Annotated in this window: 29 protein-coding genes and 2 tRNA genes; 14 read left to right on the forward strand and 17 right to left on the reverse strand. The window is 72.8% G+C overall.

All coding sequences use genetic code 11. The features are described 5' to 3' along the window. A partial coding sequence (locus tag E4P40_RS08315) for an integrase core domain-containing protein (protein WP_167762154.1) occupies nt 1-132 on the forward strand: 132 nt, incomplete at its 5' end. Here E4P40_RS08315 and E4P40_RS08320 read toward each other — a convergent pair. Further along, complete coding sequence (locus E4P40_RS08320; protein WP_135158267.1) at nt 129-1,022, reverse strand: maleylpyruvate isomerase N-terminal domain-containing protein; 894 nt, start codon at nt 1,020-1,022, stop codon at nt 129-131. The two genes, E4P40_RS08315 and E4P40_RS08320, sit on opposite strands and share 4 nt — an antisense overlap. Nucleotides 1,023-1,159: 137 nt before the next feature. Here E4P40_RS08320 and E4P40_RS08325 point away from each other — a divergent pair, with 137 nt between their 5' ends. The 3 genes from E4P40_RS08325 to E4P40_RS08335 all read left to right on the forward strand — a co-directional run bounded on the left by E4P40_RS08325 (nt 1,160) and on the right by E4P40_RS08335 (nt 3,487). After that, nucleotides 1,160-2,305: a GGDEF domain-containing protein gene (locus E4P40_RS08325; RefSeq protein WP_135158268.1), complete on the forward strand. Its 1,146-nt coding sequence runs from the start codon at nt 1,160-1,162 to the stop codon at nt 2,303-2,305. Nucleotides 2,306-2,352: 47 nt separating this feature from the next. After that, nucleotides 2,353-2,613, forward strand: coding sequence for a hypothetical protein (locus E4P40_RS08330; protein WP_135158269.1), 261 nt, complete (start codon nt 2,353-2,355; stop codon nt 2,611-2,613). Nucleotides 2,614-2,986: 373 nt separating this feature from the next. Next, entirely contained in the window at nt 2,987-3,487 is a 501-nt protein-coding gene (locus tag E4P40_RS08335; protein WP_135158270.1) for a DUF3145 domain-containing protein, read from the forward strand. A gap of 186 nt (nt 3,488-3,673) precedes the next feature. On the opposite strand, the gene E4P40_RS08340 is transcribed toward E4P40_RS08335, so the two are convergent. From E4P40_RS08340 to E4P40_RS08365, 7 genes are all read right to left on the reverse strand, one after another. Continuing rightward, entirely contained in the window at nt 3,674-5,086 is a 1,413-nt protein-coding gene (locus E4P40_RS08340; protein ID WP_245160208.1) for a carboxyl transferase domain-containing protein, read from the reverse strand. A gap of 24 nt (nt 5,087-5,110) precedes the next feature. After that, the gene (locus E4P40_RS08345; RefSeq protein WP_135158271.1) at nt 5,111-6,352 is read right to left on the reverse strand and encodes a beta-ketoacyl-[acyl-carrier-protein] synthase family protein; all 1,242 of its coding nucleotides are present in this window, start codon (nt 6,350-6,352) and stop codon (nt 5,111-5,113) included. A 100-nt stretch (nt 6,353-6,452) separates the two neighbouring features. Further along, nucleotides 6,453-6,698, reverse strand: coding sequence for an acyl carrier protein (locus E4P40_RS08350; RefSeq protein ID WP_029339635.1), 246 nt, complete (start codon nt 6,696-6,698; stop codon nt 6,453-6,455). A 76-nt stretch (nt 6,699-6,774) separates the two neighbouring features. Next, a complete protein-coding gene (locus E4P40_RS08355; protein ID WP_135158272.1) occupies nt 6,775-7,740 on the reverse strand; it encodes a beta-ketoacyl-ACP synthase III in 966 nt (321 codons plus the stop codon). Next, the gene (locus tag E4P40_RS27995; RefSeq protein ID WP_167762155.1) at nt 7,737-7,985 is read right to left on the reverse strand and encodes a biotin/lipoyl-binding protein; all 249 of its coding nucleotides are present in this window, start codon (nt 7,983-7,985) and stop codon (nt 7,737-7,739) included. Before E4P40_RS27995 ends, E4P40_RS08355 begins: the two co-directional genes overlap by 4 nt. Next, nucleotides 7,982-8,875: an ACP S-malonyltransferase gene (locus E4P40_RS08360; protein ID WP_245160209.1), complete on the reverse strand. Its 894-nt coding sequence runs from the start codon at nt 8,873-8,875 to the stop codon at nt 7,982-7,984. The genes E4P40_RS27995 and E4P40_RS08360 overlap by 4 nt, the downstream gene beginning before the upstream one ends. Before the next feature lie 210 nt (nt 8,876-9,085). Then, entirely contained in the window at nt 9,086-10,255 is a 1,170-nt protein-coding gene (locus tag E4P40_RS08365; RefSeq protein WP_245160210.1) for a helix-turn-helix domain-containing protein, read from the reverse strand. Nucleotides 10,256-10,311: 56 nt separating this feature from the next. On the opposite strand from E4P40_RS08365, the gene E4P40_RS08370 reads away from it, so the two are divergent. The 4 genes from E4P40_RS08370 (at nt 10,312) to E4P40_RS08385 (ending at nt 13,370) form a co-directional block, all read left to right on the forward strand. Continuing rightward, nucleotides 10,312-11,016: a phosphatase PAP2 family protein gene (locus E4P40_RS08370; protein WP_245160211.1), complete on the forward strand. Its 705-nt coding sequence runs from the start codon at nt 10,312-10,314 to the stop codon at nt 11,014-11,016. After that, nucleotides 11,013-11,552: a pirin family protein gene (locus tag E4P40_RS08375; protein ID WP_135158274.1), complete on the forward strand. Its 540-nt coding sequence runs from the start codon at nt 11,013-11,015 to the stop codon at nt 11,550-11,552. The genes E4P40_RS08370 and E4P40_RS08375 overlap by 4 nt, the downstream gene beginning before the upstream one ends. A gap of 110 nt (nt 11,553-11,662) precedes the next feature. Continuing rightward, nucleotides 11,663-12,112, forward strand: coding sequence for a hypothetical protein (locus tag E4P40_RS08380; RefSeq protein WP_135158275.1), 450 nt, complete (start codon nt 11,663-11,665; stop codon nt 12,110-12,112). 55 nt (nt 12,113-12,167) lie between these two features. Beyond that, nucleotides 12,168-13,370 carry a M20 family metallopeptidase gene (locus tag E4P40_RS08385; protein WP_135158276.1) on the forward strand — a complete coding sequence of 401 codons (1,203 nt, stop codon included), beginning with the start codon at nt 12,168-12,170 and terminating at the stop codon, nt 13,368-13,370. 19 nt (nt 13,371-13,389) lie between these two features. On the opposite strand, the gene E4P40_RS08390 is transcribed toward E4P40_RS08385, so the two are convergent. From E4P40_RS08390 to aceE, 3 genes are read right to left on the reverse strand one after another with little or no spacing between them, the layout of a single operon-like run. Then, nucleotides 13,390-13,554 (reverse strand): substrate-binding domain-containing protein, encoded by a 165-nt coding sequence (locus tag E4P40_RS08390; RefSeq protein ID WP_135158277.1) that lies wholly within the window; start codon nt 13,552-13,554, stop codon nt 13,390-13,392. Nucleotides 13,555-13,584: 30 nt separating this feature from the next. Continuing rightward, a complete protein-coding gene (locus E4P40_RS08395; protein ID WP_135158278.1) occupies nt 13,585-14,535 on the reverse strand; it encodes an FAD-dependent oxidoreductase in 951 nt (316 codons plus the stop codon). A 2-nt stretch (nt 14,536-14,537) separates the two neighbouring features. Then, nucleotides 14,538-17,342 (reverse strand): pyruvate dehydrogenase (acetyl-transferring), homodimeric type, encoded by a 2,805-nt coding sequence (gene aceE / locus E4P40_RS08400; protein ID WP_135158279.1) that lies wholly within the window; start codon nt 17,340-17,342, stop codon nt 14,538-14,540. Nucleotides 17,343-17,753: 411 nt separating this feature from the next. On the opposite strand from aceE, the gene E4P40_RS08405 reads away from it, so the two are divergent. The 3 genes from E4P40_RS08405 to E4P40_RS08415 all read left to right on the forward strand — a co-directional run bounded on the left by E4P40_RS08405 (nt 17,754) and on the right by E4P40_RS08415 (nt 18,776). Then, entirely contained in the window at nt 17,754-18,173 is a 420-nt protein-coding gene (locus tag E4P40_RS08405) for a DUF3052 domain-containing protein (protein WP_135158280.1), read from the forward strand. Nucleotides 18,174-18,187: 14 nt separating this feature from the next. After that, the gene (locus E4P40_RS08410) at nt 18,188-18,661 is read left to right on the forward strand and encodes a peroxiredoxin (RefSeq protein ID WP_135158281.1); all 474 of its coding nucleotides are present in this window, start codon (nt 18,188-18,190) and stop codon (nt 18,659-18,661) included. 43 nt (nt 18,662-18,704) lie between these two features. Beyond that, nucleotides 18,705-18,776, forward strand: a tRNA-Val gene (locus E4P40_RS08415). 423 nt (nt 18,777-19,199) lie between these two features. Here E4P40_RS08415 and E4P40_RS08420 read toward each other — a convergent pair. Then, nucleotides 19,200-20,006, reverse strand: coding sequence for an alpha/beta hydrolase (locus E4P40_RS08420; RefSeq protein WP_135158282.1), 807 nt, complete (start codon nt 20,004-20,006; stop codon nt 19,200-19,202). A 231-nt stretch (nt 20,007-20,237) separates the two neighbouring features. On the opposite strand from E4P40_RS08420, the gene E4P40_RS08425 reads away from it, so the two are divergent. Next, entirely contained in the window at nt 20,238-21,155 is a 918-nt protein-coding gene (locus tag E4P40_RS08425) for an alpha/beta hydrolase (protein ID WP_135158283.1), read from the forward strand. Nucleotides 21,156-21,162: 7 nt separating this feature from the next. Here the strand turns inward: E4P40_RS08425 and E4P40_RS08430 are convergent, their stop codons facing one another. Further along, nucleotides 21,163-21,441, reverse strand: a complete 279-nt coding sequence (locus E4P40_RS08430; protein WP_135158284.1) for a hypothetical protein — start codon at nt 21,439-21,441, stop codon at nt 21,163-21,165. Between E4P40_RS08430 and E4P40_RS08435 the strand changes: the two genes are divergently transcribed. Next, nucleotides 21,427-21,675: a hypothetical protein gene (locus E4P40_RS08435; protein WP_245160212.1), complete on the forward strand. Its 249-nt coding sequence runs from the start codon at nt 21,427-21,429 to the stop codon at nt 21,673-21,675. The genes E4P40_RS08430 and E4P40_RS08435 overlap by 15 nt on opposite strands. Nucleotides 21,676-21,682: 7 nt before the next feature. Here the strand turns inward: E4P40_RS08435 and E4P40_RS08440 are convergent, their stop codons facing one another. Continuing rightward, nucleotides 21,683-22,600 (reverse strand): alpha/beta hydrolase, encoded by a 918-nt coding sequence (locus E4P40_RS08440; RefSeq protein WP_135158283.1) that lies wholly within the window; start codon nt 22,598-22,600, stop codon nt 21,683-21,685. Between the two features lie 231 nt (nt 22,601-22,831). On the opposite strand from E4P40_RS08440, the gene E4P40_RS08445 reads away from it, so the two are divergent. Beyond that, the gene (locus E4P40_RS08445) at nt 22,832-23,638 is read left to right on the forward strand and encodes an alpha/beta hydrolase (RefSeq protein ID WP_135158282.1); all 807 of its coding nucleotides are present in this window, start codon (nt 22,832-22,834) and stop codon (nt 23,636-23,638) included. A gap of 423 nt (nt 23,639-24,061) precedes the next feature. Here E4P40_RS08445 and E4P40_RS08450 read toward each other — a convergent pair. From E4P40_RS08450 to E4P40_RS08460, 3 genes are all read right to left on the reverse strand, one after another. Further along, a tRNA-Val gene (locus E4P40_RS08450) sits at nt 24,062-24,133 on the reverse strand. 43 nt (nt 24,134-24,176) lie between these two features. Continuing rightward, nucleotides 24,177-24,650 (reverse strand): peroxiredoxin, encoded by a 474-nt coding sequence (locus E4P40_RS08455; RefSeq protein WP_135158281.1) that lies wholly within the window; start codon nt 24,648-24,650, stop codon nt 24,177-24,179. 14 nt (nt 24,651-24,664) lie between these two features. After that, nucleotides 24,665-25,084, reverse strand: coding sequence for a DUF3052 domain-containing protein (locus tag E4P40_RS08460; protein WP_135158280.1), 420 nt, complete (start codon nt 25,082-25,084; stop codon nt 24,665-24,667). Nucleotides 25,085-25,094: the final 10 nt, after the last annotated feature.

The following is a 25,094-nucleotide window of genomic DNA, read 5'->3' on the forward strand; positions in this document are numbered from 1 at the left end:
ACATCCGAAACCGCACGCCGAGCGGCTCTGTCAGGCTGGCTCCACCACTACAACAACCACCGGCCCCACACCGCCCTGGGCAACCTCCCGCCCATCAACCGTTGCACCAACGTCTCCGGGCAGTACACCTAGCCCTTCCGGAACAGGCGGCCGAGCATGCCGCCGGCACCGCCGACCGTCCGCGCGGCCAGCTGCAGGATCGGGCCCCCCGGGATGCCGGGCACGGCCTGCACGATGGGGGCCAGCTGCAGCAGCCCGCCGACGTCGTGGACCTTCAGCCTGCGGCGGGCCACCGCGGGTACCGGGTTGATCCGGCCCGACGCCGCCTCGAGCAGCAGGTCCGCGGGCGCCTCCACGGCCGGCCCGGTGAAGGCGTCGGGGGCCACCCGGCGGACGGTCCAGCCGTCGGCCGCGGACGCGAATGCCCACCCACCCTCCGGCGTGGCCAGCGTGACGCCGCCGGAGATGGCCATCGACGCGGCCAGGGCGCCGGTCACGTCGGCGAGCGCGGCCAGGCCCGACTGCAGCACGTCCGGAGGCGGGGGAGCGGCCCCGCACGAGACCAGGTCCAGGCCGTGGACGGCGAGCTCGTACGCCTGACCCAGGACGACGCTCAGCAGCGGGATGCTCCCGACGACCGACACGGTGGGCGCGGTGTCGAGCTCGACGGGCTCCTTGGCCAGGTAGTCGGCGGTCGCGTCCCGGTTCCGCTGCAGCGCCGCCACGACCTCCTCGCGAGGGGCGTCCCGGTGGGCAGCGGTCACGCGGGCGTTGACGGCGTCCACGTCCGGGGGAGTGCCGGCCCCGCCGTCGCGCGCCGACGCGATCAGATCGGCGAGCGCGGTGTGGTCGTCCCAGCAGCCCAGGTGGACGCAGATCTCCTGCGCCCGCCAGCCGCGCAGCCGCGACGGCCGGCTCAGCTCGACCTGCTCCGCCTGCGCGAGGAACGCGTCCCACGCCCCCAGCACCATGCCGGCGATCTCGTCGCGACCGGCGTCGGCCATGCCCTGGTGTCGGTCCATCGGCGACCACTACCCGGCTCCGGCGACGGCAGGCGTGGAGACGGACGTGGCACGCGCCACGTCGTCCGGCAACCGATCTCCCTCCGAGGGGTGAGGCGCGGATCAAGCAGGGGTCCCGAACCGCCGATCGCAGGACCGTGACCGAAGCAGCGGCAGCCGAACGCCGCGCCACCCGTGCGCCCCTCGGCGCACCCACCCGGCCAGGACTCCTGCGCCGGGTGCTCTCCGCGGTGCGCGACGGTCTCTACCGCCCGCTGGCCGGGGACGACGACCGGGTGGCCTACTGGCTCGGCCACGTGCGCATCGGCGTGATCGTCAGCGAGGTCGCGTGCTGGTCGGTCGTCGGGTACGTGCTCCTCACCGGCAGCCCCGGGCGGCACTCCTTTGCCATCTTGGCCGCACTCGCGCTCGTCATCGTCGCCTGCCCGTGCATCCTCCTGCTCCCGTTGAGCGCGATGATGCGCGACTCCCGCGGTCCCACCTTGTTCTACGTCTGGAGCTTGGCCGAGACGGCCGTCGTGGTCCTCGTGACACGACTCGACGGGGGGTCGTCCAGTCCGCTGGACGCGCTGCTCTTCCTCGCGCTCACCTACGCCGCGGTGGCCTACTCCCCGTACGGCGTCGTGGCCATGGGCAGCGTCATGACCCTCAGCTACCTGTTCGTCGTCGAGCTTCCTGGCGTCACCACGGCCGGCCTGTTCTTCATGGTGATCATGGGTTCCTTCACCCTGATCTGTGCCATGGCCTCGGCAAATTCATGGGCCATCTACGACCGCCAGGTCCTGCTGATCCGCACGCAGGAGACGCTTGCCTCGACCGACCCGCTGACCGGCATCCCGAACCGACGGGCGTACATGGAGCGCGTCGCTGCGGCCGTGAACGCCGCCGCGTGGGGTCACCAGACGGTCGTCTGCCTGGTCGACCTGGACGGCTTCAAGGCCGTCAACGACGTCGGTGGCCACGCGGCCGGCGACTACATGCTGAAGTCGGTGGCCACGGCCCTGGGCGGCGCGGTGCGGGAGACCGACACCGTCGCCCGCCTCGGCGGTGACGAGTTCGCCGTCCTGGCCGACGTCTCGGTGACCTTCTCCGGCGAGATGCTCGCCGAGCGGGTCCGCCAGGCCGTCGCGGCGGTCGGCGCCGCCTCCGGTGTGACCGCCAGCGTCGGCGTCGCCGAGGTCCAGCCCGGGGACGACGTCGAGGACCTCATGCACCGTGCGGACGCCGCCATGTACCGCTCGAAGAGCGCCGGCGGCAACCGGGTCACCGCGCTCGCCTGCTGACCCGCCCGGCTCTTGCTGCGCCGGCGCCGGGGGCGCAACCTGGCGGCATGGCGCGCAGCGGCACCACCCTCGGCACGGTCATCCGCTGGGACGAGGACCGGCACGGCGCGGTCATCGAGGCCTCCGAGCTCCCCGGCGACTGCTGGGCGGACGCGTCGGTGGTCGAGCACAGCACCACGGGCGCCGGAACGCTGCGCGCCGGCCAGGTCGTCGAGGTCGACTGGACCGAGCCAGGGGACAACGGACGGCCGTTCCGGGCGGTGCGCGTGGTTCCGCGGGAGGACCTGCAGGCCACCGTCGGCGGATGACTCTTCGGCCCCGGGCCACCCCTCATATCCGCGTCCGTCACTCTGAGTGACGAGAACCGGGTGATGGTCACTCAACTGGAACGAGGCGCTGACCAGCGGTCACACCCCGGACGGCCGGTCTCGCGATGCCGCGCCGAGCCCGGTGGACTCATCGGCGTACCCCGTGGTATTGCGCCTGACCAGCAGTAAGACGCATCACAGGTCACCTTCAGTCACATTCGAACCAACTGTCCCAACCGGGCTGGCGCGATGGGGCACCTATCGTGCAGACTGTTCGCAGGAGCCCTGCTCCGTCACTGCCGAATACAGCGCGTCACCGAGTCGCTTGGTCCGTAGGGGAAGACGAGACCAGTCGAGTCGATGGAGGTGCCCCGTGCAGCGACGGTCAACCCAGGGTGTCGTCTTCGTGCACGCGTGCCCGAAGGCGCTCTGCCAGCATGTCGAGTGGGCGCTTGAACGCGTCGTCGGCGCGCCGGTCTCCCTGTCGTGGGACGAACAGCCCGCGGCGCACGGTTCCTACCGTGCCGAGGTGGCATGGACAGGTTCGCCGGGAACAGGCGCCAGGCTGGTCGCTGCCCTGCGCGCGTGGCCGATGCTGCGCTTCGAGGTCACCGAGGAAGCCAGCCACGGCAACGACGGCGAGCGCATGTCGTACGTGCCGGGTCACGGCGTCTTCCGCGCTCCCACCAGCGCCAATGGCGACATCATGATCAGCGAGCAGCAGCTGCGGCACCTGGCCGCGACCGCCGGCTCCGCCGAGGCCTTCCGCCACGGCGTGGACGAGCTCCTCGGTGCGGCCTGGGACGCCGACCTCGAGGTCTACCGCCACGCCGGCGACGGCAGCCCGGTCACCTGGCTCCACCAGGTGGTCTGAGCTCATCACGATCTGAACACGACACTCCGCGGCGACTCGCGGAGTCGTCGTAGCCTGGGACCGGTCGTTCGGGCGCCGTCGGGGAAGCGGCGCCCGGACGACCATTTCTCGTAGCGACGCACTGGAGCGGCCCCGCGCACGGCCCCGCCGCGAGCGTGCGAGCGGTGGGGGGCACGGGGCCCTTGCTCAGAGCGGGATGTTGCCGTGCGCTCCGCGGCCCGGCGGGGCGTCGGACAGCGCGTCCACCAGCCGGCGCCGGGTGTGCGACGGCTGCACGACATCATCGACGACGCCGATCTCCAGCGCGCGGTGCACGCCTCCGGCGATCCGCTCGTGCTCCTCGGCCAGGCGGGCGTGCAGCGCCTCGCGCTCCCCGGGCGGCACCGCGGCCAGCTTCCTGCGGTGCAGGATGCCGACGGCGGCCTTGGCACCCATGACCGCGACCTCGGCGCCGGGCCACGCGAAGACCTTCGTCGCCCCGAGCGACCGGGCGTTCATCGCGATGTACGCACCGCCGTAGGACTTGCGGGTCACCAGCGTCACGCGGGGGACCACCGCCTCGGCGAACGCGTGCAGCAGCTTGGCGCCCCGCCGCACGACGCCGTCCCACTCCTGGCCGACGCCGGGCAGGTAGCCGGGCACGTCGACCAGGACGACCAGCGGGATGCCGAAGGCGTCGCACATCCGCACGAAGCGGGCCGCCTTCTCGGCCGAGGCGGAGTCCAGGCAGCCGCCGAGCCGCAGCGGGTTGTTGGCGATGACGCCGACCGTCCGCCCCGACATCCGGCCGAGGGTCGTCACGACGTTGGGCGCGAACCGCGGATGCAGCTCCAGCCCCGGCCCGTCGAGCACCCCGACCACCAGCGGCTTGACGTCGTAGGCGCGGTTCCGCTGTTCGGGCAGCAGGGCGGCGAGGTCGACGTCCGGCTCGTCGCCGAGCGGCCGGAACGTCCCCTGGGCGGCGAGCAGGTCGACCGCCGTCCGGGCCGTCGCGAGGGCCGCCTCCTCGGAGTCGGTCACCACGTGGACGACGCCGCTGCGCCGGCCGTGGGTGTCCGGCCCGCCGAGGCTCTCCATGTCCACGTCCTCGCCGGTCACCGAGCGGACGACGTCCGGACCGGTGACGAAGACGCGCCCGGCCGGACCCATGATCACGAGGTCGGTGAGCGCCGGCCCGTAGGCGGCGCCGCCGGCGGCCGGTCCCAGGACGACGGAGATCTGCGGGATGCGCCCCGACGCGCGCACCATCGCGGCGAACACCTCGCCGACGGCGTGCAGGGCGGTGACCCCCTCGGCCAGGCGGGCGCCGCCGGAGTGCCAGATGCCGACGGCCGGCATCCGCTCGCGCAGCGCCGTGTCGATGGCGTCGACGATGTGCAGGCAGCCGTCGACCCCCATGGCGCCGCCCATGACTGTGGCGTCGGTGCAGTAGGCGATGGCCGGGGTGCCCTGCACGGTGCCCCGCGCCGCGAGGACGCCCGAGGTGTCGCGGCCGGTCAGCGGCTGCATCGTCCCGTCGTCGAAGAACCGGGCGAGACGGTCCTCAGGGTTCCGCGGGTCGAGGGCAGGCGGGGGCGGCGCGGCCGAGACCGTCGTCAACAAGGGCCTCCAAGGTCCTGATCGTCAGGCCGTGGTGAAGACCAGGGCGATGTTGTGGCCGCCGAAGCCGAAGGAGTCGTTGACGGCGGCGCTGATGCTGGCGCGACGCGGTTCGGTGCGGACGATGTCGAGCGCCTGCACGGCGGCGTCGTCGTCCGGGTCGTCGAGGTTCGCCGTGGCGGGGACGATCTGCTCGCGCAGCGCCAGGATCGTGAACACCGACTCCAGCGCCCCGGCGGCACCCAGCAGGTGGCCCGTCTGGCTCTTGGTGGCGCTCACCAGCACGTGCTCCCCGAGCGAGGAGCGGATGGCCGCGGCCTCCGCCGTGTCGCCGACCGGCGTCGACGTGGCGTGGGCGTTGACGTGGCCGATGTCGGCGGGGCTGAGGCCGGCGTCGCGCAGCGCCGCGGTGATGGCGCGCGCCGCGCCCTCGCCCTCGGGGTGCGGGGCCACCAGGTCGTAGCCGTCGGCGGTGCCGGCGGCACCGGCCAGCCGGGCGTGGATGCGGGCGCCGCGCGCTCGGGCGGCGTCGCCGCGCTCGAGCACGATGCATGCCGCGCCCTCGCCCAGCACGAAGCCGTCCCGGCCCTTGTCGAACGGGCGGGAGGCCCGCTCCGGCTCGTCGTTGCGGGTGGACATGGCGCGCATCGCTGCGAAGCCGGCCATGGGCAGCGGGTGGACGCAGGCCTCGGTGCCGCCGACGAGGACGACGTCCGCGCGGTCGAACCGCAGCAGGTCCAGGCCCCAGCGGATCGCCTCGGCGCCGGACGCGCACGCGCTCACCGGGGCGTGGACGCCGCCCTTCGCGCCGACCGCCAGCCCCACGGCCGCGGCCGGGCCGTTGGGCATGAGCATGGGGATGGTGAAGGGGGAGACCCGCTTGGGGCCCTTCTCCTCCAGCACGTCGTCCTGACCGAGGAGCGTGAGCGCGCCACCGATGCCGGTGCCGATGACGACCGCGATGCGCAGGGGGTCGATGCCCGCCTCGCCGGCGCCGGAGTCCCGCCAGGCCTCCTCGGCGGCGATCACCGCGACCTGCTGGCTGCGGTCGAGCCGGCGGGCGCGGACGCGGTCGATCTGGTTGACAGGGTCCGAGGCGAGCCGCGCGACGAGCTGGGCCGGGTACTCCTTGATCCAGTCGTCGGTGATCCGGCTGACCCCCGACGTGCCGGCGAGCAGGGCGTCCCAGGTCGTGGCGACGTCCCCGCCGAGAGGCGTGGTGGCGCCGAGACCGGTGACGACGACGTCGGTGTCGGACGGGCTCATGACGTTTCCTCCTGCAGTGGTGGCCGGGTGACCGGGGTAAGGCCCCCCTGCAGGGGCCCGCCGCGAGCGTGCGAGCGGTGGGGGGCAGGGGGGTCCTTCGTCAGCCCTGGTTCTTCTCGATGAAGCTGATCGCGTCGCCGACCGTCTTGATGTTGCCGAGCTCGTCGTCGGGGATGGCAACGCCGAACTTGTCCTCGACGGCGGTGGCGATCTCGACCATCGACAGGGAGTCGACGTCGAGGTCGTCGGTGAACGACTTCTCGGGGGTGGCGTCGGCAGGCGTGACGCCGGCGACCTCCTCCAGGATCTCGGCCAGACCGGACTGGATCTCCTGGGTGCTGCTCACGCGGGTCCTCTCTCTCGGATGGGGCGGGCGGGGCCCGCCGACGTCCGGGACCGGGTGTCCCGGAGGGTTGTGGGTATCACGGAAGGACCAGTACCTGCCCGGCGAAGGTCAGGCCGGCGCCGTAGCCGAGGACGAGCGCCAGGTCGCCGGACTTGGCCTCGCCGGACTCCATGAGCGCGGTGAGCGCCAGCGGGATCGAGGCCGCCGAGGTGTTGCCCGACTGCACGATGTCGCGGGCGACGACGGTGGTCTCCGGGAAGCCGAGCCGCTTGGTCATCGACTCGACGATGCGCAGATTGGCCTGGTGGGGGGCGAACACGTCGATGTCGGCCGGTCCGACGCCGGCCCTCTCCATCGCCTCGACCAGGGTCTCGGTGAGCTTCGTCGTCGCCCAGCGGTAGACCGCCTGACCCGCCATGGTCATCGTCGAGCTGCCGGCGGCGATCTCGATGGCGTTGTACTGGTCGCCGTCGCTGCCCCAGGCGACCGGGCCGATGCCGGGCTCGTCGGAGGCGCCGACCACGGCCGCGCCGGCGCCGTCGGCGAAGATCACCGCCGTCGTCCGGTCCTCCAGGTTGGTGACGTCGGTGAGCCGTTCGACCCCGACGACCAGCGCGTTGCGCGAGGAGCCGGCGCGGATGTTGTCACTCGCGACGCCGAGCGCGTAGCAGAAGCCGGCGCAGCCCGCGTTGAGGTCGAAGGAGCCGGGGCGCGGCACGCCCAGCCGGTGGGCGACCTGCGGGCCGATGCCCGGGATCGGCGCGCGGAGGCTGGCGCTGGCGACGATGACGAGGTCGATCTCGTCGGGCGCGAGGCCGCTGGCCGCGAGCGCCTTGCCGCCGGCGGCGACGGCCATCTCGACGAGCGTCTCGTCCTCGGACGCCCAGCGGCGTTCGGCGATGCCGACGCGGCTCTGGATCCACTCGTCGTTGGTGTCCATCATCTGGGCGAGGTCGTCGTTGGTGACCCGACGGCGGGGCCGGTAGGAGCCGAGGCCGAGAATGCGTGCCCCCGGGGCACCGGTCGGCAGCTGAATGGTCATGCGCTGACCTCCGGGTAGAGACGGGCGATCGGATCTCCGGCGTCGACGAGGTCGCCGTCGTGGACGAGCCACTCCGCCAGTACCCCGCCGTAGGCCGCCGAGACGTGGACATCCTCGCGACGGCTGCGGATCGAGCCGAGCCGGCTGCCCGCGGGCAGCGAGCTGCCTTCCGGGACGTCGACCGGGCTGACCGTGCCTCGCACGGGGGCGACGACGAGCCGCCAGCCGAAGCCGAGCTCGCTCACGCTGCGCCCCCGAGCAGCTCACGGGCGCGGTCGAGGTCGGCCGGGGTGCTCAGCGCGAGGATCTCGACACCGGCGCCCTTCCACTCGCGCTTGGCGAGCCCGGCCAGCGCCCCGGCCGGCGGCAGCTCGATCACGGCGGTGACGCCGAGGTCGCGCATCGTGGCGAGACAGGAGTCGAAGCGCACGGGGCTGGTGACCTGGCTGACCAGGCGGCGCACGACCTCGGCCCCGGAGTCGATCGCTGTGCCGTCGGCGTTGGAGAGCAGCCGCCGGCTGGGATCGGCCGGTGTCAGACCGTCCACCCGGCCCGCCAGTTCCTCGCGCGCCGAGGCCATGTAGTCGGTGTGGAAGGCACCGGCCACCGAGAGCGGCATGATCCGCGCCTTCGCCGGGGGGTCGGCCTTCAGCGCCTCCAGGCCCTCGAGCGCGCCGGCGGCCACGACCTGGCCGGCGCCGTTCATGTTGGCCGGGCTGAGGCCGAGCTTGTCGATCGCGGCCAGCACCTCCTCGGGGTCGCCCCCGAGGACGGCCGACATCCCGGTCGGCGTCTGCGCGCACGCGGCGGCCATCGCCCGGCCGCGGGCGGCGGTCAGCGCGATCGCCTCCTCGGCGGTCAGCACGCCGGCGAGGGCGGCGGCCGTGAGCTCTCCGACGCTGTGCCCGGTGATCACGACGTCGTCGCGCGGCGGTGCGCCGGGCTCCGGGAGGACGCCGAGCTCCCCGGCCACGAACAGGCTCATCGCGACGACGAGGGGCTGGGTGACCGCGGTGTCCTTGATCGCCTCGGCGTCGCCCGTGGTGCCCAGGGTCAGCAGGTCGGCGTCGGCGATGTCGCCGGCCCGGCGGAAGAAGGACTCCGCGCCCGGGAGATCGAGCCAGTCGGTGAGCATTCCGGGTTTCTGCGCACCCTGTCCGGGGGCGAGTACGGCCAGCACCCCTTCACCGTGCCAGTGATCATCGGTCGGCGGGCGGTCGAGCGGCACGAAAGCACACGGCTGATCTTTGTGAGAACCCTCCAAAGGCGGGCCCCCGTCACGGCTCGTTCACGCATTCCAGTGGTGGACTCCACACCGCACGACGGGCCGGAGCTGCTATGGCGCTCAGTGCCAGAGGGAGCGGTCGCGGTCGAGCTGGGCGAGGGCGAGCGCCACCTGCAGCGTCCAGCTGCCCCGGGGATCGGTGGCCGACAGCCCGGTCAGGTCGGCGGCCCGTTTCAGGCGGTACCGGACCGTGTTCGGGTGCACGAAGATGGCCCGCGCGCTGGCCTCCAGGTTGCCTCCGCTGTTGAGCACGGCGCGCACCGTCTCGAGCACCTCGCCCCCTGCCGCCGCCAGCGGTGCGGCGACCCGGTCGTGCAGCGCGGCGCGGGCCAGCGGGTCGCCGTTCAGCGCGCGCTCGGCCAGCAGTGCGTCCGCCGCCACCGGGCGGGGGGCTTCCGGCCAGGCACGGGCGGCACGCAGCCCGGCCAGCGCGACGGCCGCCGACTCGCCCGCCCGGCCCAGCCCGTCGACGACCGGCCCGGTCACCACCGGGCCGTCGCCGAACTCGTCGCTGACCCGCTCGGCCACGCCCTCGAGGTCGTCGTGCCGCCCGAGCACGACGACCAGCTGCTCGGCGTGCACGCCGACGAGCACCTCGGTGGACAGCGAGCGCGCCGTCCGCCGGACCGCCGCGTGCGGGTCGTCCACCCCGGACGGCGTCGCACCCACCACGACCACCACCGGGGTGTTCGTGGCCCAGCCGAGGGCGGCGGCCCGCCCGGACAGCTCCTCGGACCGCTCGCCGCGGACGAGGGCGTCGACGACCAGCGCCTCCAGGCGCGCGTCCCAGGCGCCGCGGTTCTCCGCGAAGCTCGCGTAGATGTGCGCGGTGGCGAAGGCGACCTCGCGGCTGAACTGGAGGACGGCGAGGTGCAGCGCGTCCTCGTCGCCGGGCTCCGCCACCGTGCGCACGTGGTCCTCCAGCACGTCGACGGTGACCCGGATCAGGTCGACGGTCTGCTTCAGGGCGACCACCCGGACAAGCTCTCGAGGCGCGGCACCGAACACGTCCCCGGTCAGGGTCGGCGGGCGCCCGGGGTTGCGGCACCAGTCGACCAGCGAGGCGATGCCGGCCTGCGCGACGAGGGTGACCCAGGAGCGCCGGTCGGCCGGCATGGCGCGGAACCAGGACAGCTCGTCGTCCATCCGGGCCACGGCCTGGGTGGCCAGCGACCCCGACGAGCGCTCCAGCCGCCGCAGCGTGGCCTCGGTCGGCGGGCGGTGACTCACCCGGCTCCTCACGCCGTCAGCGTGTCACGCGAACCGGCGTCGGGGAGAGTGGTGCGGTGAACGTTCCCCCGGACGGCGACGCCACCCTCATCCGGAGGCGGGCGGCGGGTGCGGTCCCGGCGGCGGTGATCAGCGCTGCGTCCTGCCTGGTGCTCCTGGCCCTGCTCGGCGCCGGGGTGCGGGCCGGCTTCGGTCCGCAGCTTCGCCTGGACGCCACCGTCAGCGAGGCGCTCTACGTCGGCGACGACCGTGCCGGCGGGTTCGGCGCGCTGCTGGAGGTGCTCACCGCCCCGGGCTCGTGGTGGTTCCGCGCCCTGGTCTTCCTCCCCGTGCTCGTGCTGCTGCTGCGCCGGCGGCTCTGGTGGACGGCGGGGTGGATGGCGGCCGCGGTGGTGCTCGTCGGCCCGCTGACGACGCTGCTCAAGGAGTACTTCGGCCGCGTGCGCCCCGAGTTCGCCGAGGGCGGCGCGCGCCTGGACTCGTTGAGCTACCCGAGCGGGCATGCGTCCGGGATCGCGACGCTGGTGTCCGTCGGGCTCATCCTCGCCTGGCCGCTCCTGGCCGCCCGCGCGCGGCACTGGGCCCTGGCCGGCGGGGTGCTGCTCGTCCTGCTCGTCGGACTCACCCGGATGTGGCTCGGCGTCCACTTCCTGTCCGACGTCATCGGCGGCTGGTCGCTCGGGGTCGCCTGGTCGCTGGTCACCGCCCTGGTGTTCGGTGCCTTCGCCGAGGGCCGGGCAGCGCTGCGGCCGACGTCGTGACGGGGCTGGAGCAACGCGTCGTCCTGGCGCCGGACGACGGATCCCTCGGCCCGCTGCTGCGGATCGCCGACGACCGGCTCGATCCGGGGGCCGGTTACGGGCGGCACGAGCACCGGGCCGTGGACGTCGTCGCCGTCGTCCTCGGCGGGTCGCTGCACCACCGGTGGGACGGCGACGTGCCCCTGGCCGCCGGTGACGTCGCCGTGCTGCGCGCGGGCACGGGGCTGGACCACGACGAGGTGGCCGGGGACGACGGAGCGCGGGTGCTGCAGTGCTACCTGCGCAGTGCCGAGCCGGCCGCCGCGCCCCGGCACGAGGTGCACCGCGCGGCCTCGGGCTGGCTCGACCTCGGCCGCCCGGACGCGCGGCTGTGGCTGGGTCGCATCGGGCCGGGGGACGCCGTCCCGGCCGGCCTGCTGGTGCTGCGCGGCGCCGACCGCGTGCTGGTCGAGCAGCAGCCCGGCCGCGAGGTCCAGGACCCGGGGCTGGCCCTGGTCTGGCAGCTGGAGACCGCCCGGCCGGCCTGGGCGGACTGACCGGCACGATCGGTCAGGAATCGAGAAGCGCCGGGTCGAGGCTCGTCCCTAGCCTTGTCGCGACAGGTCGGCGACCGCGCCGGACCTCCGATCGCCGAAGGGAGCGGGACATGCCCACGAAGAACACGACCCGGGAGTCCGCCGGCTTCACCGCCGAGGAGCGAGCCGCGATGAAGGAGCGCGCCGCCGAGCTCCGCGCCGAGGGGAAGAAGGGCGCCAAGAAGGCCGATGGCCTGACGGCCGTCCTGGACGCGATCGCGGCGATGGCACCGGAGGACCGTGCGCTCGCCGAGCGGGTGCACGTGGCGGTGACCGCGACCGCCCCCGAGCTGTCGCCGAAGACCTGGTACGGCATGCCTGCGTACGCCGACGCCGACGGCAAGGTCGTCGTCTTCTTCCAGGATGCGGGCAAGTTCAAGGCCAGGTACTCGACTCTCGGTTTCAACGACGCGGCGACGCTCGACGACGGCGACTTCTGGCCGACGTCCTTCGCGCTCAGGGGTTGGAGCCCCGAGGTGGAGAAGAAGGTCGTCGGGCTGGTGGCAGCCGCCATCTCCTGACCCGTGCCGACCCGGCGGCGAGCGGGCCCGGTCGGTCGTGCGTCAGAGTGGGGGGATGCCGACCAGCGCCGCCGATCTGCTCTCCGCCGCCTACAACGACGCCGACCGGACGATCGACCTGCGCCGCCGCCTGCACCGGCACCCCGAGGTAGGGCTGCACCTGCCGCGCACCCAGGAGCTGGTGCTGGAGGCCCTCGCCGACCTGCCGGTCGACGTGACGACGGGGAAGTCGACCACCTCGGTGGTCGGCGTCCTGCGCGGCGCCCGGCCCGGCCCCACCTACCTGCTGCGCGCCGACATGGACGCGCTGCAGGTGCACGAGGACACCGGGCTGCCCTTCGCGTCCGAGGTGCCCGGCGCCATGCACGCCTGCGGGCACGACACCCACGTGGCGATGCTGCTCGGCGCGGCCCGGCTGCTGGCCGAGCGCCGCGACGACCTCACCGGCCAGGTCGTGTTCATGCTCCAGCCGGGCGAGGAGGGGCTGCACGGCGCCCGCTACATGCTCGAGGAAGGCCTGCTCGAGGTCGTGCCGGAGGCCCCGGTCAGCGGCGCGTTCGCCATGCACACGATCTCGAACATGGTCAGCGGCAGCGTCAACGTGCGGCCCGGGCCGATGATGGCGGCGGCCGACCAGTGGCGGATGACGGTCCGCGGTCGCGGCGGCCATGCGTCCATGCCGCACAGCGCCGCCGACCCTGTTCCCGTGGCGGCCGAGATCGTCCTCGCCCTGCAGTCGATGGTCACCCGCCGCGTCGACGTCTTCGACCCGGCCGTGGTGACCGTGGCCCACATCGAGGCCGGCTCGCGCGACAACGTCATCCCCGACTCGGTGTTCCTCGAGGGGACGATCCGCACGCTGTCGCCCGAACGACGGCGCGACGTCGTGGACGCCGTCCAGCGGGTGGCCACCCACGTCGCAGCGGCGCACGAGATGACGCTGGAGTGGGAGCACATCGCGGGCTATCCCGTGACCGTGAACGACGCAGGGGTGGCCGCGCAGGTGCTCGAGACGGCGGCCGAGCTGCTGGGGGAGCGGGCCACCGCGCTGATGCCGGCGCCGGTCATGGGGGCCGAGGACTTCTCCTACGTACTGCAGCGGGTGCCAGGTGCGATGGCGTTCCTGGGCGCGTGCCCACCCGGCCTCGAGCCGGGGAGCGCGCCGGCGAACCACTCCAACCTCGTGGTCTTCGACGAGGAGCCGCTGCCGGCGGGGGTCGCGTTGTACGCCCAGATGGCGCTGCGGGCGCTCGCCTGAGCAGGACGGCGTCCTCCCGCTAGGCGCAGGCCCGTCGGACCAGGAGCGTGTCGCAGACGCGGGACTCGACGTCGTCGTCGCCGTCCTCGATCCGGCGCAGCAGCAGGTCGACCATGAGCGCGGTCATGTCGCCCAGCGGCTGGGCCACCGTGGTGAGCGGGGGGTCGCAGGTCTGCGCCGGCACCGCGAGGCGCGCTGAGCCGGACGACGCGGATCAGACCAGCGCGACGACGTCGTCCGCGCAGCCCCAGGACAGGGTGACGCCCGATCCGCCGTGCCCGTAGCAGGCGATCACCGGGCGGCCGTCGACCAGCGTCCGGTCCAACCGCACGGTGGGGCGGGCCGGCCGCAGGCCGACGGCCCGGGACAGCACCGGCGCCCCGCGCAGCTCGGGCACCAGCGAGCAGGCGCGCTCGAGGATCGCCCGCTCCACCTCGGGGTCGGGCTCGCGGCCGGTCGCCCCCGCGACGGCGGTGCCGCCGACCACGACGTCGTCCCCGCGCGGCACGACGTAGGTGAGGCCGGCGGGGTTGTCCTCGTCCAGGAGCCAGCCGGGAAGCCCGGGATCGGCCAGCCGCACGACCTGGCCCTGCACCGGCACGCCGGTGTCGTCGTCCAGGAGCGGACCGGACCGGAGCCCCGCGGCGACGACCAGCACGTCACCGGGGACGGCGGAGAGCCGGTCGACCTGCGTGGTCACCACCTCCACCCCGGCGGACCGGCAGGCGGCGAGCAGCCAGGTCAGGTAGCGCCGCATGTCGACGACCGGCAGCGTGCACCGGGTGCCGGCCGGAGCTCCGGCGGGGAGCTCGTCGGGCGTCGCGGGGCGGTGCCCGACCACGGCCTCGCCCCACCACAGATCCGGTTCGGGCGTGCGGTGCACGACGGTGCCGGGCAGGAGGCGGACGCCGGTCGCCTCGTCGTCCGCCAGGTCCGTGAGGACGGTGAGCGTCCGGGCGCCCCAGCGCAGGACGGACTCGGCCGGGAACGCGCGGTACGGGAACCAGAGCGCGGCCGCGACCGCCGACGTCGTGTCGGCGACCGCGTCCGCGGCGCGCACCTCGACGGTGTGCCCGGCCCGCGCCAGTTGCAGCGCGCAGGTCAGGCCGACGACCCCGCCGCCGACGACGGTGACCCGGGCGGACCGGCCACCGTCGTCAGCCACGGCTAGGTCGCGGGGCTGTCGTCGGACCGCTCCTCCGCCGGCGCGGCCCGCACGTCACGGACCTGGTACTTCTCGACCGCCTGGCTGACGACCGAGCGGTCGACGTGACCCCAGTCGGCGAGCGACGCCAGCGTGCGGACGACGATCGACTCGGCGTCCACGTGGAAGTACCGGCGCAGGGCCGGACGGGTGTCGGAGAGCCCGAACCCGTCGGTGCCGAGGGACTGCATCCCGTGCGGGGCGTACGGCGCGATCAGGTCGGGGACGGCGCGCATCCAGTCCGACACGGCGATGACCGGCCCCTGCGCCTCCTGCAACCGGGAGGTGACGAAGGGCACCTGCGGCTCCTCCTCCGGGTGCAGGAGGTTGTGCTCGGCGACCTCGTCGGCCTGCCGGCGCAGCTGGCCCCAGGACGTCACCGACCACACGTCGGCCGAGACGTTCCAGTCGTTCGCCAGCAGCTCCTGGGCGCGCATCGCCCACGGCACCGCGACCCCGGACCCCAGGATCTGCGCCTTCGGGCCATCGAGCTCCGGCCCCTCGGCGTAGCGGTACATGCCCGCGAGCAGGCCCTTCACGTCGAGGTCCTCCGGCTCGGCCGGCTGGCTGATCGGCTCGTTGTAGACGGTCAGGTAGTACATGACGTCGGGGGAGCGGTGCCCGCCCAGCGGGCCGCCGTGGTCCTCGCCGTACATGCGGACCAGCGCGTCCTTGGTGATGTGGGCGACCTCGTAGGAGAACGCGGGGTCGTAGGACACGACCGCGGGGTTGGTGTGCGCCAGTAGCAGCGAGTGCCCGTCCTCGTGCTGGAGGCCCTCCCCGTTCAGCGTCGTCCGCCCGGCGGTGGCGCCGAGGACGAAGCCCCGGGTCATCTGGTCCGCCGCTGCCCAGAACCCGTCGCCGGTCCGCTGGAACCCGAACATCGAGTAGAAGATGTAGATCGGGATCATCGGCTCGCCGTGGGTGGCGTAGGAGCTGCCGACGGCGGTGAACGAGGCCGTGGAGCCGGCCTCGTTGATGCCCTCGTGCAGGATCACGCCCGACGTGGACTCCTTGTAGGCCAGCATCAGCTCCCGGTCGACGGAGGTGTAGCGCTGTCCCGCCGGGTTGTAGATCTTGTGCGACGAGAAGAGGGCGTCCAGGCCGAAGGTGCGGGCCTCGTCGGGGATGATCGGCACGAAGCGCGGGCCGAGCTCCTTGTCCTTGAGCAGCTCCTTGAGCAGGCGGACGAACGCCATCGTCGTCGCCACCTCCTGCTTGCCGGAGCCCTTCTTGAGGATGTCCAGCGCCTTGTCGTCCGGTGCCTTGAGCTGCTTGAACTCCGACCGCCGGCGTGGGACGGCGCCCCCGAGCTGCCGGCGCCGCTCGAGCATGTACTCGAGCTCGTCGGAACCGGGCTCCGGCTTGTAGTAGGGCGGCAGGGTCTTGTCCAGCGCCTCGTCCGGGATGTCCAGGTAGAGCCGGTCGCGGAAGAGCTTGAGATCCTCGGCGGTCAGCTTCTTCATCTGGTGCGTGGAGTTGCGGCCCTCGAAGTGGCTGCCCAGCGTCCAGCCCTTGATGGTCTTGGCGAGGATGACCGTCGGCTGGCCCTTGTGCTCCTGGGCCGCCTTGAACGCCGCGTAGACCTTGCGGTAGTCGTGGCCGCCGCGGGACAGCCCCCAGATCTCCTTGTCGCTCATGCCCTCGACGAGCTTGCGCGTGCGCGGGTCGCGGCCGAAGAAGTGCTCGCGGACGAAGGCGCCGTCCTCGGCCTTGTAGGTCTGGTAGTCGCCGTCCGGCGTCTGGTTCATGAGGTTGACCAGGGCGCCGTCGCGGTCGGCGGCCAGCAGGGCGTCCCACTCGCGGCCCCAGATCACCTTGATCACGTTCCAGCCGGCGCCGCGGAAGAACGACTCCAGCTCCTGGATGACCTTGCCGTTGCCGCGCACCGGGCCGTCGAGGCGCTGCAGGTTGCAGTTGACGACGAAGGTGAGGTTGTCCAGCTCCTCGCGCGCGGCCAGACCGATCGCGCCGAGCGACTCGGGCTCGTCCATCTCGCCGTCGCCGAGGAAGGCCCAGACGTGCTGGTCGGAGGTGTCCTTGATGCCGCGGCCGTGCAGGTAGCGGTTGAACCGCGCCTGGTAGATGGCGTTGAGCGGGCCCAGGCCCATCGAGACGGTGGGGAACTCCCAGAAATCGGGCATGAGGCGCGGGTGCGGGTAGGAGGACAGGCCCCCGCCGGGGTGGCTGACCTCCTGGCGGAACCCGTCGAGCTGCTGCTCGGTCAGCCGGCCCTCGAGGAACGCGCGCGCGTAGATGCCGGGGGAGGCGTGCCCCTGGAACCAGATCTGATCGCCGCCGCCGGGGTGGTCCTTGCCCCGGAAGAAGTGGTTGAACCCGACCTCGTACAGCGAGGCGGAGCTCGCGTAGGAGGAGATGTGCCCACCGACGGCGATCCCGGGCCGCTGCGCCCGGTGCACCATGATCGCGGCGTTCCACCGGATGTAGGCGCGGATGCGTCGCTCGACGTCCTCGTTGCCGGGGAACCACGGCTCTCGCTGCGGCGGGATCGTGTTGATGTAGTCGGTGCTGCGCAGCGACGGCACGCCGACCTGCTGCTCCCGGCTGCGCTCGAGCAGCCGCAGCATCAGGTAGCGGGCGCGCTCGCGGCCCGCGTGCCCGACGACGGCATCGAGGGAGTCCAGCCACTCCTGCGTCTCGTCGGGGTCGATGTCCGGAAGCTGGCTCGGCAACCCGTCGGTGATGACCGCGCGGGGGGCGGCTGGTTCGCGGGCGGGGTCGCCGTCCGTCTGCTGCGGTGCGCTCATGTCTCCATCGTCTCCCGTCGGGGTCACCGGCGTCACGCCTACCGGCCGGTTGTGTGCCGAGTCGTGCGTGCTCGCCCGATCGTCCTCCCACCAGGCGTTGTCCGCCGCACGCGGCTTGCGTCCGGCCCGCCATGCCCTACGCTTCCGCCAGCGGTCGCTCGCTGGAACGGGCTCCGCACCGCACGCCCTGCCGCCACGGCCTGGCGGCGGCTGCCGGCAAGGACGAGAGGGGTGACATGACCAGGCTGCGGGGAGCGCTCCCGCCGGTCGTGTCCGTCCTGAGCCACGTGATCCCGGCAGACGACGCGGATCCGGCACTGTGACGCGTCCGCGCGCATTCGGCGCCCCGACAGGGCACCATCCAACCGACGGCCGGTCAGCAGCAGGCCAACCCACGGAGGAGCAGCAGGGATGAGCGTCGACAGCGCCGGCATGGCGGCCCGGCTGGGCATCAAGCCGGGCATGGTCGTGCAGGAGCTCGGCTGGGACGAGGACGCCGACGAGGACCTGCGCGACGCGATCATCGAGGTGTCCGGCGGCGAGATGGTCGACGAGGACACCGACGAGGTGGCCGACGTCGTGATCCTCTGGTGGCGGGAGGACGACGGCGACCTGTTCGACGCCCTCACCGACGCGATCACCTCCCTCGCCGACGACGGCGTGGTGTGGCTGCTGGTCCCGAAGTCCGGTCGCCCCGGGCACGTGGAGCCCGGTGACGTCACCGAGGTGGCCCCGACCGCGGGCCTCTCGCAGACGAGCAGCATCTCCGCGGCCAAGGACTGGTCCGGCATCCGCCTGGTGACCCCCAAGGCGGCCCGCTCCCGCCGCTGAGGCACGATCGGGGCATGACGATCTCCGTCGGCGACAGCGCCCCCGAGTTCAGCCTCCCCGACCAGGACAAGCAGGTCGTGTCCCTCGCGGAGCTGCGCGGTACCCCTGTTCTGCTGGTCTTCTACCCCTTCGCCTTCTCCGGTCTGTGCACCGGCGAGCTGTGCCAGCTGCGCGACGAGCTGGCCGAGTACACCGACGCCGGGGTGAGGGTGCTGGCGATCAGCACCGACCCTGTGTTCAGCCTCAAGGCCTTCCGCGAGAAGGAGGGCTTCGAGTTCCCGCTGCTGAGCGACTTCTGGCCGCACGGGGCGACCGCCCAGGCCTACGGCGCCTTCAACGAGAAGGCGGGCATGGCCCTGCGTGCGACGTTCCTGGTCGACGCGGAGGGGAAGGTCGCCTTCGCCGAGGTCAACTCGCCCGGTGACGTGCGCGAGCAGTCCGGTTGGAAGCAGGCGGTGTCCGAACTGGACGACGAGGCCGCCGCCTGAGCCTGGTCGGGACCGGGCTCGGGGCACATACCCTGAGCCCGCCGGGCGCGTAGCTCAGCGGTAGAGCTCTCGCCTTACAAGCGAGCGGTCGCAGGTTCGAACCCTGCCGCGCCCACCTGTGCCCCCGCTGACCGCCGCGATGCGCATCGCGGCGGTCATGGACGCCCGCGAAACCGCCACCATCCGCATCGCGGTGGGAATCAACGACCTCGACGCTCGGCGCGAGTGCTCGGTGGCAACGCTGTCGCCATCAGGCGGGGATGGCGGCGCCGGAGCCTTCGCGGCTCCAAGTGGCGGTTCCTGCACGAGCCGGCGGTGGTCTCCGGCGTCCGCGTGGTGGCTCCCGATCGCCCCGATACGGGGGAGTGACCCGATGCCGGGCGGTGCCACGTTCACCGGGTACGCCGACGACCTCCGTCAACTCCAGCCGGTTGATCGAGATTCCCGGGGCCGCCCACCTGTTCACGCTCGAGCGCGCGAACTGATCCTCGAGTCCGTCGTCAGCTGAGCGCAGCCAGGCGCTCCACCGCCGCGATCCTCAGGCGGCGGAGGTGGTCGCCACCGGGTCGCAGGGCGTGGGGACGGCGGGCTTCGGGAACGCCGGGCGCAGGAACCGCGGCGCCTTGAACGGCTTCCAGGTGCCCTCGGGCTGCGCCAGCCGGTCGGCGATGGCCCAGATCGCTGCGGGGTGGTGGCCGAGGCCGAGGTGGCTGGCCATGACGGCGATGTTCTCGCAGCGCTCGCCGGGGGTGTCCAGACAGGTCTGCCAGTGGACGATGCCGTCGTAGTGCGAGTAGATCGAGCTCGCCGGCACCGGCAGCGGCGTCGTCTCCGACTCCAGCGGCAGCGTGCGGTGCTCCACGTGCAGGTGCGAGTAGCGGTCGAACACCTTCGTCGCCCGGCTCTGGCTGTGGCGGGCCAGGCGGAACGGGCTGCCGAGGGTGACGACCTGGCGTACCGACTCCGGCGTCCGGCGGGCCAGGTCGCGGGCGAAGATGCCGCCGAGGCTCCAGCCGATGAGGGTGACCGGCTTGCCGTGCTTGTCCGACAGGTGGCTCACCAGGTCGCGCATCCCGGTGACGCAGGCAGCGGTCGGGCCGATGTTGCGGCCCAGGCCCCAGCCGTGGACGTCGTAGCCGAGCCGGCGCAGCACCGCGCGCAGTGCCCGGGTGGAGACGTCGTCGGCGAGGAGGCCGGGGAGCACGAGGACGGGGTGGCCGTCGCCGCGGGGGAGGCTGGGCATCAGGGGGCGGGCGGCGAGGTAGAGGCCGTAGTCCGCGACGGCCCTGCCCGGCTCACTGAGGTAGAGCGGGAGTGCGGGCCCGTCGTCCTGCCGTCGTGCCACTTCTGCCTCCCGCTGCCGAACCTTTGGTACCGACGTGTACCAAGATGGGGCCTGGCTCACACGTCGGTGGTTGAACTCGCAGGCACATGTTGCCGAATTGTGTCCTGCGTCATATGAGCCGTTCACGTTCCGCCTGCAGAGGCGGCTCGGCGTGACGGCCCTGCGGCGGTTCGATCACCGGCGTGTAACCGTGGACAGCAGCACACAGGACGACGAGAGGGACGACGAGGCATGACCGAGACGCAGCGGGACACCTTCGGTGAGAGCCGGACGGTCGATCTCGGTGGCCCTGTCCACTACGTCGACTTCGGCGGACCCGAGCAGGCGCCGACGGTGGTGCTCGTGCACGGCCTGGGCGGCTCGCACCTGAACTGGGACCTCTTCGCGCCGCTGATGCGCCCGCACGCCCGCGTCCTGGCGCTCGACCTGCCCGGCTTCGGCCGCAGCGAGCCCGGCGACCGCAGGACGACGGTGCACGACAACGTCAAGGTCCTCGACCGCTTCCTGCGCGAGGTGGCCGGCACGCCGGTGGTCCTCGTGGGCAACTCGATGGGCGGGATGATCTCCATCCTGCAGACCGCCGGGTCCCCGGAGACGGTCAACGGCCTGGTGCTCCTCGACGCCGCCGTCCCCGGGCCACGCCGGGCGCTCGACCCGCTGGTGGCCGTCACCTTCGCCGTCTACGCGGTACCGGTGCTGGGGGAGCGGTTCCTCAGGCTCCGGCGGAGGCGCACGACCCCACTGCGCCACGTCCGCGACATGCTCCGGCTGTGCGGCGTCGACCCGGACGCGCTGCCCCCGTCGACTATCGACCGCTCCATCTCGCTCATCGAACAACGCGAGGACGTCGCGGGAATGGACCGGGCGTTCCTGTCGGCCACCCGGTCGCTGCTGCGCCTGCTCGTCGACCCGCGCAGCTACCGGCGGTCGATGGCGTCGATCGACGTCCCCGTGCTGCTGGTGCAGGGCGACAAGGACCGGCTCGTGCCGGTGGCCGCCGCGCGCGACATCGCCGAGCGCCATCCCGAGTGGGAGTACCTCGAGCTGCCCGGCGTCGGGCACGTGCCGCAGCTGCAGGTGCCCGACCGGCTGGCGACGAAGGTCATCGCCTGGCTCGAGGCGACCGCGTCGGCCCGCGCGTCGGCCTGACGAGGAGTCAGAGGCTGGCCCGCAGCTCGGTCTTCAGGACCTTGCCGCTGCCGCCCTTCGGCAACTCGTCGAGGACGACGACCTCGCGCGGGTACTTGTAGGCGGCCAGCCGCTCCTTGCAGAACGCGACGACCTCGTCCGGCGTCGCGCTCGTCCCGTTCTTCAGCGCGATGAAGAACGGGACGACGACGGCTTCTTCTACATCGTCGACCGCAAGAAGGACCTGGTGATCCGCGGCGGGTTCAACGTCTACCCGCGCGAGATCGAGGAGGTGCTGCACGAGCACCCCGCCGTCCTGGAGGCCGCGGTGATCGGCCGACCCGACGACCGCCTCGGTGAGGAGGTGGTCGCCTTCATCGCGCTGAAGAACGGGACGAGCGCGACGCCGGACGAGGTCGTCGCGTTCTGCAAGGAGCGGCTGGCCGCCTACAAGTACCCGCGCGAGGTCGTCGTCCTCGACGAGTTGCCGAAGGGCGGCAGCGGCAAGGTCCTGAAGACCGAGCTGCGGGCCAGCCTCTGACTCCTCGTCAGGCCGACGCGCGGGCCGACGCGGTCGCCTCGAGCCAGGCGATGACCTTCGTCGCCAGCCGGTCGGGCACCTGCAGCTGCGGCACGTGCCCGACGCCGGGCAGCTCGAGGTACTCCCACTCGGGATGGCGCTCGGCGATGTCGCGCGCGGCGGCCACCGGCACGAGCCGGTCCTTGTCGCCCTGCACCAGCAGCACGGGGACGTCGATCGACGCCATCGACCGCCGGTAGCTGCGCGGGTCGACGAGCAGGCGCAGCAGCGACCGGGTGGCCGACAGGAACGCCCGGTCCATTCCCGCGACGTCCTCGCGTTGTTCGATGAGCGAGATGGAGCGGTCGATAGTCGACGGGGGCAGCGCGTCCGGGTCGACGCCGCACAGCCGGAGCATGTCGCGGACGTGGCGCAGTGGGGTCGTGCGCCTCCGCCGGAGCCTGAGGAACCGCTCCCCCAGCACCGGTACCGCGTAGACGGCGAAGGTGACGGCCACCAGCGGGTCGAGCGCCCGGCGTGGCCCGGGGACGGCGGCGTCGAGGAGCACCAGGCCGTTGACCGTCTCCGGGGACCCGGCGGTCTGCAGGATGGAGATCATCCCGCCCATCGAGTTGCCCACGAGGACCACCGGCGTGCCGGCCACCTCGCGCAGGAAGCGGTCGAGGACCTTGACGTTGTCGTGCACCGTCGTCCTGCGGTCGCCGGGCTCGCTGCGGCCGAAGCCGGGCAGGTCGAGCGCCAGGACGCGGGCGTGCGGGCGCATCAGCGGCGCGAAGAGGTCCCAGTTCAGGTGCGAGCCGCCCAGGCCGTGCACGAGCACCACCGTCGGCGCCTGCTCGGGTCCGCCGAAGTCGACGTAGTGGACAGGGCCACCGAGATCGACCGTCCGGCTCTCACCGAAGGTGTCCCGCTGCGTCTCGGTCATGCCTCGTCGTCCCTCTCGTCGTCCTGTGTGCTGCTGTCCACGGTTACACGCCGGTGATCGAACCGCCGCAGGGCCGTCACGCCGAGCCGCCTCTGCAGGCGGAACGTGAACGGCTCATATGACGCAGGACACAATTCGGCAACATGTGCCTGCGAGTTCAACCACCGACGTGTGAGCCAGGCCCCATCTTGGTACACGTCGGTACCAAAGGTTCGGCAGCGGGAGGCAGAAGTGGCACGACGGCAGGACGACGGGCCCGCACTCCCGCTCTACCTCAGTGAGCCGGGCAGGGCCGTCGCGGACTACGGCCTCTACCTCGCCGCCCGCCCCCTGATGCCCAGCCTCCCCCGCGGCGACGGCCACCCCGTCCTCGTGCTCCCCGGCCTCCTCGCCGACGACGTCTCCACCCGGGCACTGCGCGCGGTGCTGCGCCGGCTCGGCTACGACGTCCACGGCTGGGGCCTGGGCCGCAACATCGGCCCGACCGCTGCCTGCGTCACCGGGATGCGCGACCTGGTGAGCCACCTGTCGGACAAGCACGGCAAGCCGGTCACCCTCATCGGCTGGAGCCTCGGCGGCATCTTCGCCCGCGACCTGGCCCGCCGGACGCCGGAGTCGGTACGCCAGGTCGTCACCCTCGGCAGCCCGTTCCGCCTGGCCCGCCACAGCCAGAGCCGGGCGACGAAGGTGTTCGACCGCTACTCGCACCTGCACGTGGAGCACCGCACGCTGCCGCTGGAGTCGGAGACGACGCCGCTGCCGGTGCCGGCGAGCTCGATCTACTCGCACTACGACGGCATCGTCCACTGGCAGACCTGTCTGGACACCCCCGGCGAGCGCTGCGAGAACATCGCCGTCATGGCCAGCCACCTCGGCCTCGGCCACCACCCCGCAGCGATCTGGGCCATCGCCGACCGGCTGGCGCAGCCCGAGGGCACCTGGAAGCCGTTCAAGGCGCCGCGGTTCCTGCGCCCGGCGTTCCCGAAGCCCGCCGTCCCCACGCCCTGCGACCCGGTGGCGACCACCTCCGCCGCCTGAGGATCGCGGCGGTGGAGCGCCTGGCTGCGCTCAGCTGACGACGGACTCGAGGATCAGTTCGCGCGCTCGAGCGTGAACAGGTGGGCGGCCCCGGGAATCTCGATCAACCGGCTGGAGTTGACGGAGGTCGTCGGCGTACCCGGTGAACGTGGCACCGCCCGGCATCGGGTCACTCCCCCGTATCGGGGCGATCGGGAGCCACCACGCGGACGCCGGAGACCACCGCCGGCTCGTGCAGGAACCGCCACTTGGAGCCGCGAAGGCTCCGGCGCCGCCATCCCCGCCTGATGGCGACAGCGTTGCCACCGAGCACTCGCGCCGAGCGTCGAGGTCGTTGATTCCCACCGCGATGCGGATGGTGGCGGTTTCGCGGGCGTCCATGACCGCCGCGATGCGCATCGCGGCGGTCAGCGGGGGCACAGGTGGGCGCGGCAGGGTTCGAACCTGCGACCGCTCGCTTGTAAGGCGAGAGCTCTACCGCTGAGCTACGCGCCCGGCGGGCTCAGGGTATGTGCCCCGAGCCCGGTCCCGACCAGGCTCAGGCGGCGGCCTCGTCGTCCAGTTCGGACACCGCCTGCTTCCAACCGGACTGCTCGCGCACGTCACCGGGCGAGTTGACCTCGGCGAAGGCGACCTTCCCCTCCGCGTCGACCAGGAACGTCGCACGCAGGGCCATGCCCGCCTTCTCGTTGAAGGCGCCGTAGGCCTGGGCGGTCGCCCCGTGCGGCCAGAAGTCGCTCAGCAGCGGGAACTCGAAGCCCTCCTTCTCGCGGAAGGCCTTGAGGCTGAACACAGGGTCGGTGCTGATCGCCAGCACCCTCACCCCGGCGTCGGTGTACTCGGCCAGCTCGTCGCGCAGCTGGCACAGCTCGCCGGTGCACAGACCGGAGAAGGCGAAGGGGTAGAAGACCAGCAGAACAGGGGTACCGCGCAGCTCCGCGAGGGACACGACCTGCTTGTCCTGGTCGGGGAGGCTGAACTCGGGGGCGCTGTCGCCGACGGAGATCGTCATGCCCCGATCGTGCCTCAGCGGCGGGAGCGGGCCGCCTTGGGGGTCACCAGGCGGATGCCGGACCAGTCCTTGGCCGCGGAGATGCTGCTCGTCTGCGAGAGGCCCGCGGTCGGGGCCACCTCGGTGACGTCACCGGGCTCCACGTGCCCGGGGCGACCGGACTTCGGGACCAGCAGCCACACCACGCCGTCGTCGGCGAGGGAGGTGATCGCGTCGGTGAGGGCGTCGAACAGGTCGCCGTCGTCCTCCCGCCACCAGAGGATCACGACGTCGGCCACCTCGTCGGTGTCCTCGTCGACCATCTCGCCGCCGGACACCTCGATGATCGCGTCGCGCAGGTCCTCGTCGGCGTCCTCGTCCCAGCCGAGCTCCTGCACGACCATGCCCGGCTTGATGCCCAGCCGGGCCGCCATGCCGGCGCTGTCGACGCTCATCCCTGCTGCT

This window comes from Blastococcus sp. CT_GayMR20 (genome assembly GCF_004570345.1).